The organism is Mesorhizobium sp. ORM8.1, assembly GCF_053005525.2.
On record NZ_CM132600.1, the window covers coordinates 6,955,515 to 6,968,999 of the forward strand.

16 protein-coding genes are annotated in these 13,485 nt (G+C 63.1%); 9 read left to right on the forward strand and 7 right to left on the reverse strand.

The genetic code is table 11. The features are described from left to right. Positions 1 to 219: 219 nt before the first annotated feature. On the forward strand, positions 220 to 666 hold the full coding sequence (locus tag ACVDG8_RS34650; protein WP_447252491.1) for an iron-sulfur cluster assembly scaffold protein: 447 nt from the start codon (positions 220 to 222) through the stop codon (positions 664 to 666). Positions 667 to 799: 133 nt separating this feature from the next. Here the strand turns inward: ACVDG8_RS34650 and ACVDG8_RS34655 are convergent, their stop codons facing one another. Further along, complete coding sequence (locus tag ACVDG8_RS34655) at positions 800 to 1,717, reverse strand: LysR substrate-binding domain-containing protein (RefSeq protein WP_447252492.1); 918 nt, start codon at positions 1,715 to 1,717, stop codon at positions 800 to 802. Between the two features lie 93 nt (positions 1,718 to 1,810). Between ACVDG8_RS34655 and ACVDG8_RS34660 the strand changes: the two genes are divergently transcribed. The 3 genes from ACVDG8_RS34660 (at position 1,811) to blaOXA (ending at position 3,364) form a co-directional block, all read left to right on the forward strand. Next, positions 1,811 to 1,969 carry a hypothetical protein gene (locus ACVDG8_RS34660; RefSeq protein WP_455707429.1) on the forward strand — a complete coding sequence of 53 codons (159 nt, stop codon included), beginning with the start codon at positions 1,811 to 1,813 and terminating at the stop codon, positions 1,967 to 1,969. Positions 1,970 to 2,036: 67 nt separating this feature from the next. Further along, positions 2,037 to 2,411, forward strand: coding sequence for a membrane protein insertion efficiency factor YidD (gene yidD / locus ACVDG8_RS34665; RefSeq protein WP_447252493.1), 375 nt, complete (start codon positions 2,037 to 2,039; stop codon positions 2,409 to 2,411). Between the two features lie 143 nt (positions 2,412 to 2,554). Continuing rightward, positions 2,555 to 3,364, forward strand: coding sequence for a class D beta-lactamase (blaOXA, locus tag ACVDG8_RS34670; RefSeq protein ID WP_447252494.1), 810 nt, complete (start codon positions 2,555 to 2,557; stop codon positions 3,362 to 3,364). A 6-nt stretch (positions 3,365 to 3,370) separates the two neighbouring features. Here blaOXA and ACVDG8_RS34675 read toward each other — a convergent pair whose 3' ends face one another. Next, positions 3,371 to 4,207, reverse strand: a complete 837-nt coding sequence (locus ACVDG8_RS34675) for an SAM-dependent methyltransferase (protein WP_447252495.1) — start codon at positions 4,205 to 4,207, stop codon at positions 3,371 to 3,373. 217 nt (positions 4,208 to 4,424) lie between these two features. Between ACVDG8_RS34675 and thrS the strand changes: the two genes are divergently transcribed. Both thrS and ACVDG8_RS34685 read left to right on the forward strand, forming a co-directional pair. After that, entirely contained in the window at positions 4,425 to 6,398 is a 1,974-nt protein-coding gene (gene thrS / locus ACVDG8_RS34680) for a threonine--tRNA ligase (protein WP_455707430.1), read from the forward strand. A gap of 84 nt (positions 6,399 to 6,482) precedes the next feature. Beyond that, positions 6,483 to 7,424, forward strand: a complete 942-nt coding sequence (locus ACVDG8_RS34685; protein ID WP_455707431.1) for a lysophospholipid acyltransferase family protein — start codon at positions 6,483 to 6,485, stop codon at positions 7,422 to 7,424. Positions 7,425 to 7,439: 15 nt separating this feature from the next. Here the strand turns inward: ACVDG8_RS34685 and ACVDG8_RS34690 are convergent, their stop codons facing one another. Continuing rightward, the gene (locus tag ACVDG8_RS34690; RefSeq protein WP_447252497.1) at positions 7,440 to 8,405 is read right to left on the reverse strand and encodes a hypothetical protein; all 966 of its coding nucleotides are present in this window, start codon (positions 8,403 to 8,405) and stop codon (positions 7,440 to 7,442) included. A gap of 160 nt (positions 8,406 to 8,565) precedes the next feature. Here ACVDG8_RS34690 and ACVDG8_RS34695 point away from each other — a divergent pair, with 160 nt between their 5' ends. Continuing rightward, on the forward strand, positions 8,566 to 9,150 hold the full coding sequence (locus ACVDG8_RS34695; RefSeq protein WP_447252498.1) for a nitroreductase family protein: 585 nt from the start codon (positions 8,566 to 8,568) through the stop codon (positions 9,148 to 9,150). A 7-nt stretch (positions 9,151 to 9,157) separates the two neighbouring features. Here the strand turns inward: ACVDG8_RS34695 and ACVDG8_RS34700 are convergent, their stop codons facing one another. Beyond that, positions 9,158 to 9,706: a TetR/AcrR family transcriptional regulator gene (locus ACVDG8_RS34700; RefSeq protein ID WP_455707432.1), complete on the reverse strand. Its 549-nt coding sequence runs from the start codon at positions 9,704 to 9,706 to the stop codon at positions 9,158 to 9,160. After that, complete coding sequence (locus ACVDG8_RS34705) at positions 9,622 to 9,954, reverse strand: TetR/AcrR family transcriptional regulator (protein ID WP_455707433.1); 333 nt, start codon at positions 9,952 to 9,954, stop codon at positions 9,622 to 9,624. The genes ACVDG8_RS34700 and ACVDG8_RS34705 overlap by 85 nt, the downstream gene beginning before the upstream one ends. Before the next feature lie 72 nt (positions 9,955 to 10,026). Here ACVDG8_RS34705 and ACVDG8_RS34710 point away from each other — a divergent pair, with 72 nt between their 5' ends. Further along, positions 10,027 to 10,701, forward strand: a complete 675-nt coding sequence (locus tag ACVDG8_RS34710; RefSeq protein ID WP_447252500.1) for a methyltransferase family protein — start codon at positions 10,027 to 10,029, stop codon at positions 10,699 to 10,701. Between the two features lie 67 nt (positions 10,702 to 10,768). Here the strand turns inward: ACVDG8_RS34710 and ACVDG8_RS34715 are convergent, their stop codons facing one another. Beyond that, positions 10,769 to 11,650, reverse strand: coding sequence for an HpcH/HpaI aldolase/citrate lyase family protein (locus tag ACVDG8_RS34715; RefSeq protein ID WP_447252501.1), 882 nt, complete (start codon positions 11,648 to 11,650; stop codon positions 10,769 to 10,771). Continuing rightward, on the reverse strand, positions 11,650 to 12,102 hold the full coding sequence (locus ACVDG8_RS34720) for a MaoC family dehydratase (protein ID WP_447252502.1): 453 nt from the start codon (positions 12,100 to 12,102) through the stop codon (positions 11,650 to 11,652). Before ACVDG8_RS34720 ends, ACVDG8_RS34715 begins: the two co-directional genes overlap by 1 nt. 255 nt (positions 12,103 to 12,357) lie before the next feature. Between ACVDG8_RS34720 and ACVDG8_RS34725 the strand changes: the two genes are divergently transcribed. Continuing rightward, positions 12,358 to 13,479, forward strand: coding sequence for a DUF2336 domain-containing protein (locus tag ACVDG8_RS34725; protein WP_447252503.1), 1,122 nt, complete (start codon positions 12,358 to 12,360; stop codon positions 13,477 to 13,479). Positions 13,480 to 13,485 lie beyond the last annotated feature (6 nt).

Below are 13,485 nucleotides of genomic sequence, written 5' to 3' on the forward strand. Positions count from 1 at the left end.
CCTCGGCGGAGGAACGAGTTGAACGGACCACGACCTTTCGGGTGTTAGAAACTCGCCCCGTTTCCAGCCCGTAAGTGGCGTGAACAGATGAGCATGGACAATGGCTTATGGTTGCCTTGTCGATGCCCGGCTGCCGACATTATATATGTTGAACCGAAGCGAAAGGAAGACGCGGAAGCGGCAAAGCCTGTTCGCTCGGCGGCGACGGACTGGAAAAATATGATCGACGACGTCTACAATACGAAAATTCTCGGTTTTGCCGGAAACATCGCCCGCATCGGCCGCCTCGATCAGCCCGATGCGACCGCGAGGGCGCATTCCAAATTGTGCGGGTCGACCGTCACCGTCGACCTCAGGATGGACGGCGACGTGGTGACCGATTTCGCCCATGACGTCAAAGCCTGCGCGCTCGGCCAGGCCTCGTCGTCGATCATGGCCCAACATGTCATAGGCGCACATGCGGACGAGTTGCGTGCCGTGCGCGAAACCATGCTGAAGATGCTCAAGGAGAACGGCTCGCCACCGGACGGCCGCTTCGCCGATTTGAAATATCTTGAGCCGGTGCGCGACTATAAGGCGCGCCATGCCTCGACGATGCTGACCTTCGACGCCGTGGTCGACGCGATCGGCCAGATCGAAAAGAAGCGCGCCGAGCAAGCGGCTTGAATTCAGGATTCTCACGCTCAACCCGGCACAGGATATCCGCCGGATAAGCCCTTGGGCGTCGATGCGCAGGATCTCGGCAAAACTTCTGGAAAAGTATCGCCAGAAGCCAAGTTAACCCGGGCAAGCAAGCAGCTCAGGCCTTCGCGTCCAGCGCCCGCCTGCTTTCGGCGAATTCGCTTCTCACCCAGTCTGCAAACGCCTTGGCCGGTTCCGGAAGGTCCTTCAAACTTCGGGCTACCAGCCAGTAGGCGCCGGATGCGACGTCGATGTCGAACGGCTTGATCAGCGCGCCGGATGCAATCTCATCGCCGATCTGCAGGAAGTCGCCCAGCGCCACGCCGTGGCCAAGCAGAGCCGCCTGTTTCGACAGCGAAACATCCGCCAGCATCGGGCCCCGCGCTGGAATGGTGTCGGGCGGCACGCCGGCGGCTTCGAACCAGCGCGCCCAGCCCTGGCGGTTTTCCTCATGCAGCAGCGTGTAGTGGGCCAGGTCGGCCGGCTTTCTCAGGGCGGGACCCGATGCCAGCAAAGCCGGTGATAGCACAGGCGAATCGACCGTCGAGGCGAGCATTTCGGCCTCGCTGCGCGGCCATGAGGTGGCGTGCGCGCTGAAGCGCAAGGCAAGTTCGGGCTGACCGCTGCGGAACTCGATAGGCCTTGGATCGACCTCAACGGATACGTCGATATCGGGCCGCAACCGGCTGAAGCGGTTAAGCCGTGGCACCAGCCATACCGAGGCAAGCGACGGCTCGACGCTGACGCGGACCACGGATTGCGCCGGAGTGGCCACCAGCTCGGAAAGCAACCGGTCGATGTCGTCGAAGCTCCTGACCAGTTGATCGAGCAAGCGGCGGCCGGCGTCCGTCAGCTCCACGCGCCGATGCAGGCGGTGAAACAGCGGCTGGCGCAGAAAGGCCTCGAGCTCACGGATCTGCCGGCTGATGGCGGCCTGCGAGACATAAAGTTCCTCCGCCGCCCGGCTGAAGCTCAGGTGCCGGCCGGCCATCTCGAAACTTCGCAGCGCCGTCAGCGGCAGGCGGCCACGCTTCATTTTCGCATAACCTCAAGTTATCCGACGCGGAAATTATACTCGTTTGAGGACAAAGGCCAGCGGCAGTCTAATCGGCCTCAAAGGAGTACTGCCATGAACCAGTTCCTGGCCATTTTGAACGACACTTTGCGGATCGCGACATTCCAGTGGCAGGGCCAGGCGTTGCACGGCTGCCATCCGGAGCGCAGGGATCCAGCCTCGCATCACGCGTCCTGGATGGATAGACAGCCGATCCGTCGTTTCAGGCCTTGAAAGCATTGCGTTTCAGGCGCGAAGCCCACATCTATCGCGCAGCGAAACAGGCTGCGGAGCAAACTGGGTGGCCGACCACCACGGACATGCGCATGGCGCGCGACCGATCAACCGCGGGCGCAACTGGCCGGGGCCATGGCGCAAGACGCCTGGGCGCGTAATCGGCACGTCGCTGGTGCGCCTTTACCAGCTGACGCTGTCCGGCTTTGTCGGCAACAGCTGCCGGCATCTGCCGACCTGCTCCGAATATGCGCATGAGGCAATCGCCCGCCACGGCCTGTGGGCCGGCGGCTGGATGGCGCTGTTTCGGGTTTCGCGCTGCGGACCGTTTGGAACCCATGGCATAGACCGCGTGCCGGAAACGCTCGGCCCGCGCTATGCCTGGTTCATGCCCTGGCGCTACTGGCAGATCGGCAGGAAGCGCGGCGAAGCCGAAATCTGACTTCCTGCACGGCCGCGGAGGGTCGAATTTTACGATCCGGTAGGGTTAACGGCAGCCTGCACAAACACTGCGAATTTGAGACAAAATCGAGACAAGACGCCTCGCTATGCCGCCCCCGTAATGTCTTGCAGGAGTGAGCTTCGATGCGCCAGATGGACCGCTATCCCTTCATTATTGCCGTTGTGCTGTTCGTTCTGGCGTGGATGCTGGGCCTGCCGGTCAGGGCACAATCGGCGCCGCTCAAGGATATCCACTGCACGCTGATCCAGGATGCGGACAGCGGCGCCACGCTTTACCAGGATGGCGTCTGCGACCAGCGCGTCAGCCCGGCTTCGACCTTCAAGGTGCCGTTGGCGCTGATCGGCTACGATTCCGGCATATTGAGCGATGCGCACACGCCGAGCTGGGACTACAAGCCCGAGTTCAATGCCGTGAAGCGCGACCATAAGACCGTCGACCCGACGATCTGGGAACGCGACTCGATCGTCTGGTATTCGCGTGAGATTACGCGCCGGCTCGGTGCGAAAAACTTTGCCGGCTATGTATCGAAGTTTGGCTATGGCAACATGGATGTCTCGGGCGATGCCGGCAAGGACAATGGGCTGACGCAATCCTGGATCAATTCCTCGCTCGCGATCTCGCCTGTCGAGCAGACGGCTTTCCTGCGCCGGATGCTTGCCGGCAAAATGCCGGTCTCGGCCAAGTCGCATGAGATGGCCAAGGCAATCATCCCGACGTTCCAGGCGGGTGACTGGAGCGTGCAAGGCAAGACCGGCAGCACGAGCCTAAGCAACAGCAAGCGCTCGCTCGGCTGGTTCGTCGGCTGGGGCGAGAAGGGCGGCCGCCACATCGTCTTTGCCCGGCTGGTCGTCGATGCCAAACGCGGCGATACCCCGAAGGGGCTGGCGACGCGGGCGGCTTTCCTCAAGGATCTGCCGCAACTGGTAAAGTGAAGCTGCTCAAATGCTCCGGCGGGCGCGCAGGACGTGCCCGCCGGAATTGCTCCGGCTGCCGCTAGGGCTTCCGCCGAAGCGCGCGGCGATATTGCTGCTCTCGAAATCCTCGATCTCGTCGAAGCCGAGTTCGGTCAGTGACTTTGCCAGCTCGCCTGGCGTGAAGAAACTGATCCAGGGCTCGCCGACAGCGGCGACGCGTGCTGCATGGAAGGAGAGGGCAGCCTGTCCCGCCGCATCGCGGTTCTCGACCGGCTCACTATAGTCGAAGACGACCTCCGAACCGGGCATGCCGGCAATCCAGGACAGGGTGCCGAAGATCGCTTCCTGCGTCAGGTAGGGCACGACGCCCAGCCACATGAAGAAACTGGCCTCGGTCGGCCTCAAACCAGCTAATGCCAGTTCGTCCAGCAGGCGCTGCCGCTCGAAATTGACCGGCACGAAGGTGGTGGCCGGCGGTTCGGCAAGACCAGCGTCGGCGAGGCATTTGCGTTTCCAGGCCTGCGTTGCCGGATGGTCGACTTCGAACACGGCAACATCCGGGTACGGATTGCGCAGCGAGAAAGTGTCGAGGCCGGCGCCGAGCACCACCACTTGCCGGACGCCCCGGCGTACCGCCGCAGCCAGCCAATCCTCGGCGAGACGGGCACGCGCGGCCACGAACAGGCGCATGCGCCTGCCACGCTCGTCTTCCTGCTCGAGGTTCTGTGCCGTCGGTGCGGCATCGCCCAGAATCGCACCCGCATATGGGTCGCGAAACAGCGGCGCCTGCGGCGAGAGCTGGTTGAGGGCTCGCATGCGCGCGACGCCCAGGGCGGTTCGGCTGGGTTTTGCGTCTTCCATGAAGACAATTCGAGTTTATGTCACGGATTTTCGCAAGCCTTCGCGACCCACTGCGACAACTGTCGCGCCATTTCCTGACGGCTGCGCCAACGAGCGCTCTTTACCTCTTACCGTGCTGCCTCTAAAACCCGCCCACTGTTGTCGTCGGCCCGATTGGCGCCTCCGGCTCACCCACGACCACCCGCGCTCGTTTGCGGGACTGGATAGGAGAACTCTGATGCCGAATTCCGTTTCCCTGACATTTCCCGATGGCTCCGTCCGCGACTACGACGCCGCGATGACTGGCGCTGGCCTCGCCGAATCGATCTCGAAGTCGCTGGCCAAGAAGGCGGTGGCCTACAGCCTCGATGGCACAGTTCGCGATCTTTCCGATCCGCTCGGCAAGTCCGGCAAGGTCGAGATCATCACCCGCGAGGATCCGCGCGCGCTGGAGCTCATCCGCCATGATACGGCGCATGTGCTGGCCGAGGCCGTGCAGGAATTGTGGCCGGGAACGCAGGTGACCATCGGACCGGTCATCGAGAACGGATTCTATTACGACTTCGCCCGCAACGCGCCGTTCACGCCGGAGGATTTTCCGGTGATCGAGAAGAAGATGCGCGAGATCATTGCGCGCAACAAGCCGTTCACCAAGGAAGTCTGGTCGCGCGAGAAGGCCAAGAAAGTGTTTGCCGACAAGGGCGAGCGCTACAAGCTCGAGCTGATTGACGCCATTCCCGAGGATCAGGATCTCAAGATCTATTCCCAGGGCGACTGGTTCGATCTGTGCCGCGGCCCGCACATGGCCTCGACCGGGCAGATCGGCAACGCCTTCAAGCTGATGAAGGTGGCTGGTGCCTATTGGCGCGGCGACAGCAACAATCCGATGCTGACGCGCATCTACGGCACCGCCTTTGCCGACCAGGCGCAGCTCGAAGCTTACGAAACGCTGCTGGAAGAGGCCGAAAAGCGCGACCATCGCAAGCTTGGCCGCGAGATGGACCTGTTCCATTTCCAGGAGGAGGGGCCGGGCGTCGTCTTCTGGCACGCCAAGGGCTGGAAGATGTTCCAGAACCTGGTCAACTACATGCGCCGCCGCCTCGACGAGCACGGCTATCAGGAGGTCAACGCGCCGCAGGTGCTCGACAAGAGCCTGTGGGAGACCTCCGGACACTGGGGCTGGTATCGCGATGCCATGTTCAAGGTGACGGTCGCCGGCGACGACACTGACGACGACCGCATCTTCGCCTTGAAGCCGATGAATTGCCCTGGACACGTGCAGATCTTCAAGCATGGGTTGAAGTCTTATCGCGAACTGCCCGTAAAGCTTGCGGAGTTCGGCAATGTGCATCGCTACGAGCCGTCGGGCGCGCTGCACGGTCTGATGCGCGTGCGCGGCTTCACGCAGGACGATGCGCATATCTTCTGCACCGAGGAGCAACTCGCCGCCGAATGCCTGCGCATCAACGACCTGATCCTGTCGACCTATGCCGATTTCGGCTTCGACGAGGTCAGCGTGAAGCTGTCGACGCGGCCGGACAAGCGCGTCGGCACCGACGAAGCCTGGGATCATGCGGAAGCCATCATGAACAACGTGCTGGACACGATCCGTACGCGCTCGGGCAACCGCATCAAGACCTCGATCAATCCGGGCGAGGGCGCTTTCTACGGCCCGAAGTTCGAATATGTGCTGAAGGACGCCATCGGCCGCGAATGGCAGTGCGGCACCACGCAGGTCGACTTCAACCTGCCGGAACGTTTCGGCGCCTTCTACATCGGCTCGGATCTGGAAAAGAAGCAGCCGGTGATGGTGCATCGCGCGATCTGCGGCTCGATGGAGCGTTTCCTTGGCATCCTGATCGAGAATTATTCCGGCCATTTCCCGCTTTGGTTCGCGCCGGTGCAGGTGGTGGTGGCGACGATCACTTCGGATGCCGACGACTATGCCGTGAAGGTCGCCAAGCAGTTGAAGGCGGCCGGACTGACCGCCGAGCTCGACCTGCGCAACGAGAAGATCAACTACAAGGTGCGCGAGCACAGCCTGGCCAAGGTTCCGGTCATCCTCGTCTGCGGCAAGCGCGAGGCGGAAGAGGAGACGGTCAACATCCGCCGGCTGGGTTCCCGCGACCAGGAATCGCTGAAGCTCGCCGATGCGGTGAAGTTGCTCACCGACGAGGCGGTCTCGCCGGACCGCAAGCGCCACGCAGCCTGACCTTCGACACTTCACTGGAATGGCGGTGGAGCGACCCACCGCCATTTTCATATGCCTGTCACGCCAAACCTGTAACGAGCCGCCATGCTCAAGTTGAAATTGCGGGAACGTCGGTTCCCCGAGCTTTCCTACGCCAGCCCGCATCAGCCGGTGCTGACGCGCTGGTTCATCCATTCCGTCGAGGGCCTGTCGGGCCGCGACCGCTTTGCCGTGCTCTATGACTACTGGCGCCGGCAGGTGGTGCCGACCGGCGACCGCGTGTTCAGCCGCATGCTGGAGCTGATCGACGTGAAAGTCCGCAACGCCGTCCAGTGGCCGCCGGCAGCGCTGCCGGATACCCCGCTGGTCATCGTCGCCAACCACCCCTTCGGCATCGGCGACGGCATCGCGGTGCTCTCGCTAGTCGAGCAGCTCGGCCGGCCGTTCCGGGTCATGATCCACAAGGATCTCCTGAGAATCCGGGAAATGGAGCCTTATTCGCTGCCGATCGACTTTTCCGAGACCAAGGAGGCGCTGAAGAACAATATGGCGGTGCGCCATGAGGCTGTGCGCCTGTTGAAGGAAGGCGTCACCATCGTGATCTTCCCCGCTGGCGGCGTCGCCACGGCGCCCAAGGTTTTCGGCCGTGCCATCGACCTGCCGTGGAAGATGTTTCCGGCCAAGCTGGTGCAGGAGGCCAAGGCCTCGGTCATCCCGATGCATTTTTCCGGCCAGAACGGCCGTCTCTTCCACCTCGTCAGTGGCCCGATGAACATGGCCGAGCGCGACAACCGCGTGGCCAAATTCATCGGCAAGGCCTCGCTGACGTTGCGCCTTTCCTTGCTGATCCGCGAGTTCGCCCGGCTGTCGGGCAAGGTGATCGAGGTGCGCGTCGGCGACGTGCTGAGATGGAACGAGCTCGAACCGTTGCGCGATCGCAAGGCGCTGCTCGACCGCCTCTATCGCGCGGTCTTCGACCTGGCGAGCCCGGCGGCGGAGCGTGGACGCGTGCCGTTTCTGCCAAAGCGGATGCGCAAAGCCGCCTGAAAGCTTACAGCCGACTCAGTCGGCGCCTTCCTCGGGGTCGATGGCCGAGGACTCATTGGCGACAACCTCGATTTCCTGGTTCTGGCCGGCAACGACCGTGAAATCCTTCTGATAGATGCGGTCGCGGTTCTTGGCGATGATAGTGTATTGGCCCTCGGCCAGCACCATGGAGGCGAAGGCGCCGACCGCTTCCTTGATCGGATCGCCGGATTCGTTGAGCAGCGACCAGGAGGTGTCGGCAATCGCTTCGCCACCAGGCTCGCGCACCAGCTTCATCGTCATCTCAGCGGCGCGGTGCTCGACGGTCGCTTCCGTGAGCTTGCCGGCCTCGACGCGGATGTCGGAACGGATCACGGCGTTGACCGCGCCATAGTTTGAAACGACGTGGTAGGTGCCGGCGTTCAATCGCACCACCGTGTTCGGCGCAACTTCGGGCGCGATCAGCGCGCGCTCGCCATTGGCCGCTGCCTCGCCTTCATAGATCGAAAAGCGCAGTTTCTTCGACTGGATGGGGGCGCCGCCCGACGTCACTGCGTCGAGCTTCAGGCCGCCGGCGTCGAGAACGAGATTCTCGCGCCTGGCTTCCTTACCGACCGTGATGCGCTTGGTGGCACCGGCCCGGCCATAGGAGGCGTGGACCAGGTAGCTGCCGGGGTCGAGCTGGAACACCGCCGTGCCGCCATGCGCGGAGGCAACCATCGGCAGCTTGCCGTCGCTGGTGGGCTCGGGCCTGAACACCCGCCAGACAATGCCGCGGGTGATGTCGGTGCCCTTGTCGGTCAACTGGGCTGAAAGCGTGATGGCGCCGCCATTGCCGAGCGCCAGCGGCGTCCCGCTCTTGGGCGTCGCGTAGCTCGAAATGCCTGGAAGTTTGATGTCGCCGGTATCGTTGGCATTCTGGGCCAGCGCGAAGGAAACCGGCACCGCGAACAACGCAGCGACGAGCGCGATCACGAAAAGGCGCAGGCTCCCCTCAAACATGCCTTGCGTTGAAGCCCATGGCGGTGGCAATTTCAAGGCCTGGGCCGGATGATTTCCACAGCGGCTTCTTATCCGGCGCAAAACGCCACCGCCCGAGCCGCCCGATCTCGCAATGGCGCGCTTCAGCTCAAAAATCGAATGCCTTTCAGGAGACCACGCCATGGCGTCGCCGATCATCGACTTCCTGCTGACCCGCAACTCCGCGCCGATCCCGGACCTCAAAGAACCGGCGCCGGGCGAGGCCGACATCGCGACCATGATCGCGGCGGCCTCGCGCGTCCCCGACCATGGCCGGCTCGAACCCTGGCGCTTCATCCTTTATCGCGGCGAAGCGCGCGTCGAGATCGGCAGGAAGCTGGCGGCGCTCGCCGAACAGCGCGAGGGGCCGCTGCCCGACAACCGCCGCAACCAGGAACTGGCGCGTTTTTCGCGCGCGCCGCTGGTGATCGGCGTGGTGTCGGTGCCGAGGGAGAACCCCAAGATCCCGCAGTGGGAGATGTTTCTCTCGGGCGGCATGGCGGCCATGAACCTGATGATCGCCGCCAATGCGCTGGGCTATGGCACCAACATGATCTCCAACTGGTATTCGGACGTGCCGGAGGGCAGGGCGATCCTTGGGCTGTCGCCGCAGGAACGCGTCGTCGGCTTCGTCCATATCGGTTCCTATCAAGGACCGGCTCCAGAGAGGCCGCGACCCGATCCGGCGAAGCTTTATGCGGACTATGCCGGGCCGTGGGCCGGATAGTCACATCCTAGGCGCCTTGGGTGCCGCGGTCGTTGCCAGGATCGCCGCGACGCGCAGTCATGACGGCGCGCACGAAGCCCGGCTCGCCGATCCTGATGCTGCCGTCGGGAAGGCTAAGGATGCGGTCGAGCGCGATCTCATAAAGTCGCACACGCTTCTCCAGGATTTCGATGGCGACCTCCATGTCGGCATCGCTGCCGCCGGCAAGCGCCTTGGCGGTGACGCCATGCGTCGCCAGGCCGAACTGCATGACGATGTCGGCGACGCCTTCGGGATCGAAAGTGCGGAAGGCGCCGTCCTTGACGCCCTGCCTGATGATCTCCACCAGCACCGGTGAGAAGGACTTGCTGGCCGCCAGGTTGATGCGGTGGAAAAGCACGAGGTTCTCCGGCCGGAACAACGTTTCGAAAAGCGCCCATGCCTGCGGCGCGGTCTCGATCTTGGCCTGCCGCGATTGCGCCAGCAGGGCATTCAAGCGGCCCAGCGGATCGAGGTCGGGATCGTCGACGATTTTCTGGACGCCGGCGAGCGCCCGTCTGGCGAAACGTTCTGCCAATGCCTCCAGCAGCGCCTCCTTGGAGGGAAGTAGTGATAGAAGGCGCCTTTCGAAATGCCGGCGGCGGCGATGACGTCGTTGAGGCTCGCTCTGTCGTAGCCATGCGTCAGGAACAGGGCCTGAGCCTGGTCCAGCAGTTCTTCGCGTCTGAGTTCCGGATGCTTGATGATGCGGGGCATGGCGAAACCTTGTGCATGCGACGGCCGTTCGCGTCCAGAGCATAGGGCATGTCTTGAGTTATAGACCATCGGTCGGTATAATAGACCATTGGTCGGATTCGACCAGATCTACGACAGGCGAAACATCATGGAAGGTCGGTCATGATCTTGCGATTGATTGTCCAGACATTCGTATGGTTCGGCGTCATGGGCGCGCTGCTGTTCGTGTCCGCCGGCACGCTGCACTGGCAGGGGGCCTGGGTCTATCTGGTGCTGATGGTCGCTCTCAGCCTGACGCTGGGCGTCGCGCTCGCCCGGCGAGACCCCGGCCTGATGAATGAGCGGCTCAGCCCGCCGATCCAAAAGGATCAGACGGCGGCTGACAAGGTGCTGCTTTCGATACTGCTCATCGGCATCTTCGCATGGCTGGCCTTGATGGGGCTCGACTTTCGCTATGGCTGGTCCGCCGCGCCGCCTTGGGTGCAAGTGATCGGCGCGTTGGTGCTGCTGATCAGCATATGGATCTGTTATCTGACGATGATGGAGAACAGCTTCGCGGCGCCAGTGGTGAAGATCCAGGGCGAGCGTGGCCAGACGGTGATCACCACAGGCCCGTACAGCTATGTGCGCCATCCGATGTATAGCGGCGCCATCCTTTTCTTCGCCGGCACAGCGCTTCTGCTCGGCTCCTGGTGGGGGTTGGCATCGGTGCTTTTTTTCCTGGTGCTGTTGGCCATCCGCACCTTTATCGAGGAGCAAGCGCTGCGAACCGGCCTGCGGGGATATGACGAGTACGCGGCGCGCGTGCGCTACAAGCTGGTGCCGATGGTCTGGTAGCGAGTGGCTTCACGCAGAAACCCCGGCCGCCAGAGCGTTTTACCGTCTCGCGGAACGGCGAACCGCTTCACACTTTTCCTGGAATTGCCTTAACGCGCGCCAAAAGCCGTTCGGCAAGCCGCAAATGCGGCCGGTCATACATCTTGCCGTCGATGCCGACGACGCCGGGATTTCCGGCCGCCGCGAAGGCTTCGACGACTGCGCGAGACCGCTCGACCGCCTCTGCCGATGGCGTGAAGGCTGCGTTGATGACCGGCACTTGCGCCGGATGGATCGCCATCTTGCCCGTAAAACCGTCGCGCTCCGCCTCGCGGCATTCGGCCTCGAAAGCGACCATGTCGCGGAACTCCGGAAACACGGTGTCGATGGCGGCGAGTTCCGCCGCGCTGGCAGCCAGAATGGTCATGGTGCGCGCTAGGCGGAACACGTCGGTGTAGCGGCCACTCTCGTCGCGCGCCGAGCGCGCGCCGATTGCCGCCGAAAGGTCCTCGGCGCCCCAGGTCAGGCCCGCAAGCCGCGCGCTTGCGCCAGCATAGCTCGCCGCCGCCAGCACGCCTGCCGCGGTCTCGGTGATGATCGGCAGGATCCTTATGCCGCCATCCGGCAAGCCGTTTTCAGCCTCACGCACCCTGAGCCTGGCTGCCAGTTGCTGGACATCCTGTCCACGGTTCGATTTGGGCAGCATGATGCCGTCGGGTTTTGCTGGAACGAGCGCTGCGAGATCATCGTCGGTCAGGCCCGTCGAAAGGTCATTGACCCGCACATAGACGGCGGAGGGAGTCTTTTGCCTCTGGCTCGAGATGAAACTCGCCGCGGCAGCGCGCGCGGCGACTTTGTTGGCGGGAGCGACGGAATCCTCGAGATCGACGATGACCACGTCGGCGCCGGCGCCAAAGCCCTTTTCCAACTTGCGCTCGGAATCGCCCGGTACGAAAAGCAGCGAGCGCATCAGGCCGGCCTCTTCAGCATCATCGCCTGCCTGGTGCATTTGGCGACAAGAACGTCATTTTGATTGTAGGCCCGGTGTTCGAATTCGACGATGCCGCGGTCGGGTTTCGATTTGGACTCGCGCACCGAAATCACCGTCGTCTCGACCCGGATCGTATCGCCGTGGAAGACCGGGTGCGGAAACACCGTCTCCTTCATGCCGAGATTGGCGACGGTGGTGCCGACAGTGATGTCGTTGACCGAAATGCCGATCATCAGGCCGAGCGTGAACAGCGAGTTGACCAGCGGCTTGCCCCACTCGGTCCTGGAGGCGAAATCGAAATCGATGTGCAAAGGCTGCGGGTTCAGCGTCATCACCGAAAACAGCATGTTGTCGCTTTCGGTGACGGTCTTGCGCAGCGTATGGCGGAAGAGATGGCCGACGACGAACTCTTCGAGATAAAGTCCGGCCATGGTTCGATGTCCTCCGTTTGCAGCGGTTGATAAGCGCTGCATCCTTTGCCCGCAAGCCAGTTAAAGCGCGTCGCGCTGAAACGGATTCAGTCGACGCGCTTTAACTCTTTGTTTGATGCATGTCGTTGTCCCAGAACCGCTGCACACTTCTGGGCGACATGCATTAATAAACATGGTGAACCGTTCGTAAACCATTTCCAGCCTACCGTTTCCCTTGGGGCCGGGACATTCCGGCAAGGGGCGTAGCTGGTCGGCATGGTTGTTTCGCATTTTCTAAAATGGATCGATACGGCGAGGGTTTCCGAACGCGCCGCGGCCGCCAGCGCGCTGGCGCGCGCCTATGTCAATTCCGACCTGCCGTTCGAGGATCGTTGCGCCGCCGAGGCAGCGCTTACGCTTCTGTTGGACGACGCGTCCTCCAAGGTGCGTCAGGCGCTGGCCGAGGCGCTGTCGATGAGCCATCACGCGCCGCCGCAAGTGATCAGCGCTTTGGCCGCCGACCAGCCGGAAGTCGCGGCACTGGTGCTGGCGCGTTCGCCGTTGCTTACCGATGCCGATCTCGTCGAGCGCGTCGCCAGCGGCCAGAAGGCGACGCAGAAGCTGATCGCCAATCGCCCGGTCGTTTCGATGTCGCTGGCGGCCGCGATCGCTGAGATCGGTGAGCCGGAAGCCTGCGCCATGCTGATCGCCAACAGCGGCGCCGAGATCGCCTCACTGAGCTTTCGCCGCATGGCCGAACGGCACGGCCACCTGCCGCTGGTGCGCGAGGCATTGATTGCCGATCAGCGCTTACCGGCAGACTGCCGCCACATGCTGCTCGTCAAGCTCGGCGAGATGCTGAAAGGCTCGCCGCTGGTACTGGCGATGATGGGCGCGGCGCGCGCCGATCGCGTGATGCGCGACGCCTGCGTGAAGGCCTCGGTGACGCTGATCGAGGGAACGCGCATGGAAGAGCATGCAGCGCTTATCGAGCATCTCAGATTGCGCGGCGATCTCACCGCCGGTTTCATCATCCGCACCATCGCGCATGGCAAGGTCGACTTCTTCGGCTCGACGCTGGTGGCGCTTGCCCAACAATCCGAGCAGCGGGTGACAGCGCTTCTGGCCGGAGGCCACGATGTCGCCCTGCAGGCGCTGTTCCGCAGCGCCGGGCTTGCCCCGGCGACGCACGCCATCATCCTGCGCGCGCTCAAGGTCTGGCGCGAAGTCGCCAATGGGCGGCGCGTCGCCGGCGTGCAGGAAGTCAGCTGGCTGATGCTGAAGGAACTCGGCGGGCAATCGGCCGAGGGCGATCTGGCAGGGCTGGTGAAGTCGATCCACCTCGACGCGCTGCGCGAAAACGCGCGCGGGCATGCACTGGCGATCGCGGCCGCTTAGGGCATG

Excerpts from the sequence above, each read along its gene's own strand:
- thrS (WP_455707430.1), top strand. The coding sequence starts at position 4,425 with ATGCCGAATTCCGTTTCCCTGACATTTCCCGATGGCTCCGTCCGCGAC.
- ACVDG8_RS34660 (WP_455707429.1), top strand. The coding sequence starts at position 1,811 with ATGAACCAGTTCCTGGCCATTTTGAACGACACTTTGCGGATCGCGACA.
- ACVDG8_RS34690 (WP_447252497.1), bottom strand. The coding sequence starts at position 8,405 with ATGTTTGAGGGGAGCCTGCGCCTTTTCGTGATCGCGCTCGTCGCTGCG.
- ACVDG8_RS34725 (WP_447252503.1), top strand. The coding sequence starts at position 12,358 with ATGGTTGTTTCGCATTTTCTAAAATGGATCGATACGGCGAGGGTTTCC.
- ACVDG8_RS34650 (WP_447252491.1), top strand. The coding sequence starts at position 220 with ATGATCGACGACGTCTACAATACGAAAATTCTCGGTTTTGCCGGAAAC.
- ACVDG8_RS34715 (WP_447252501.1), bottom strand. The coding sequence starts at position 11,650 with ATGCGCTCGCTGCTTTTCGTACCGGGCGATTCCGAGCGCAAGTTGGAA.
- ACVDG8_RS34675 (WP_447252495.1), bottom strand. The coding sequence starts at position 4,207 with ATGGAAGACGCAAAACCCAGCCGAACCGCCCTGGGCGTCGCGCGCATG.
- ACVDG8_RS34685 (WP_455707431.1), top strand. The coding sequence starts at position 6,483 with ATGCTCAAGTTGAAATTGCGGGAACGTCGGTTCCCCGAGCTTTCCTAC.
- ACVDG8_RS34655 (WP_447252492.1), bottom strand. The coding sequence starts at position 1,717 with ATGAAGCGTGGCCGCCTGCCGCTGACGGCGCTGCGAAGTTTCGAGATG.
- ACVDG8_RS34720 (WP_447252502.1), bottom strand. The coding sequence starts at position 12,102 with ATGGCCGGACTTTATCTCGAAGAGTTCGTCGTCGGCCATCTCTTCCGC.
- ACVDG8_RS34705 (WP_455707433.1), bottom strand. The coding sequence starts at position 9,954 with ATGGTCTATAACTCAAGACATGCCCTATGCTCTGGACGCGAACGGCCG.
- blaOXA (WP_447252494.1), top strand. The coding sequence starts at position 2,555 with ATGCGCCAGATGGACCGCTATCCCTTCATTATTGCCGTTGTGCTGTTC.
- ACVDG8_RS34710 (WP_447252500.1), top strand. The coding sequence starts at position 10,027 with ATGATCTTGCGATTGATTGTCCAGACATTCGTATGGTTCGGCGTCATG.
- ACVDG8_RS34695 (WP_447252498.1), top strand. The coding sequence starts at position 8,566 with ATGGCGTCGCCGATCATCGACTTCCTGCTGACCCGCAACTCCGCGCCG.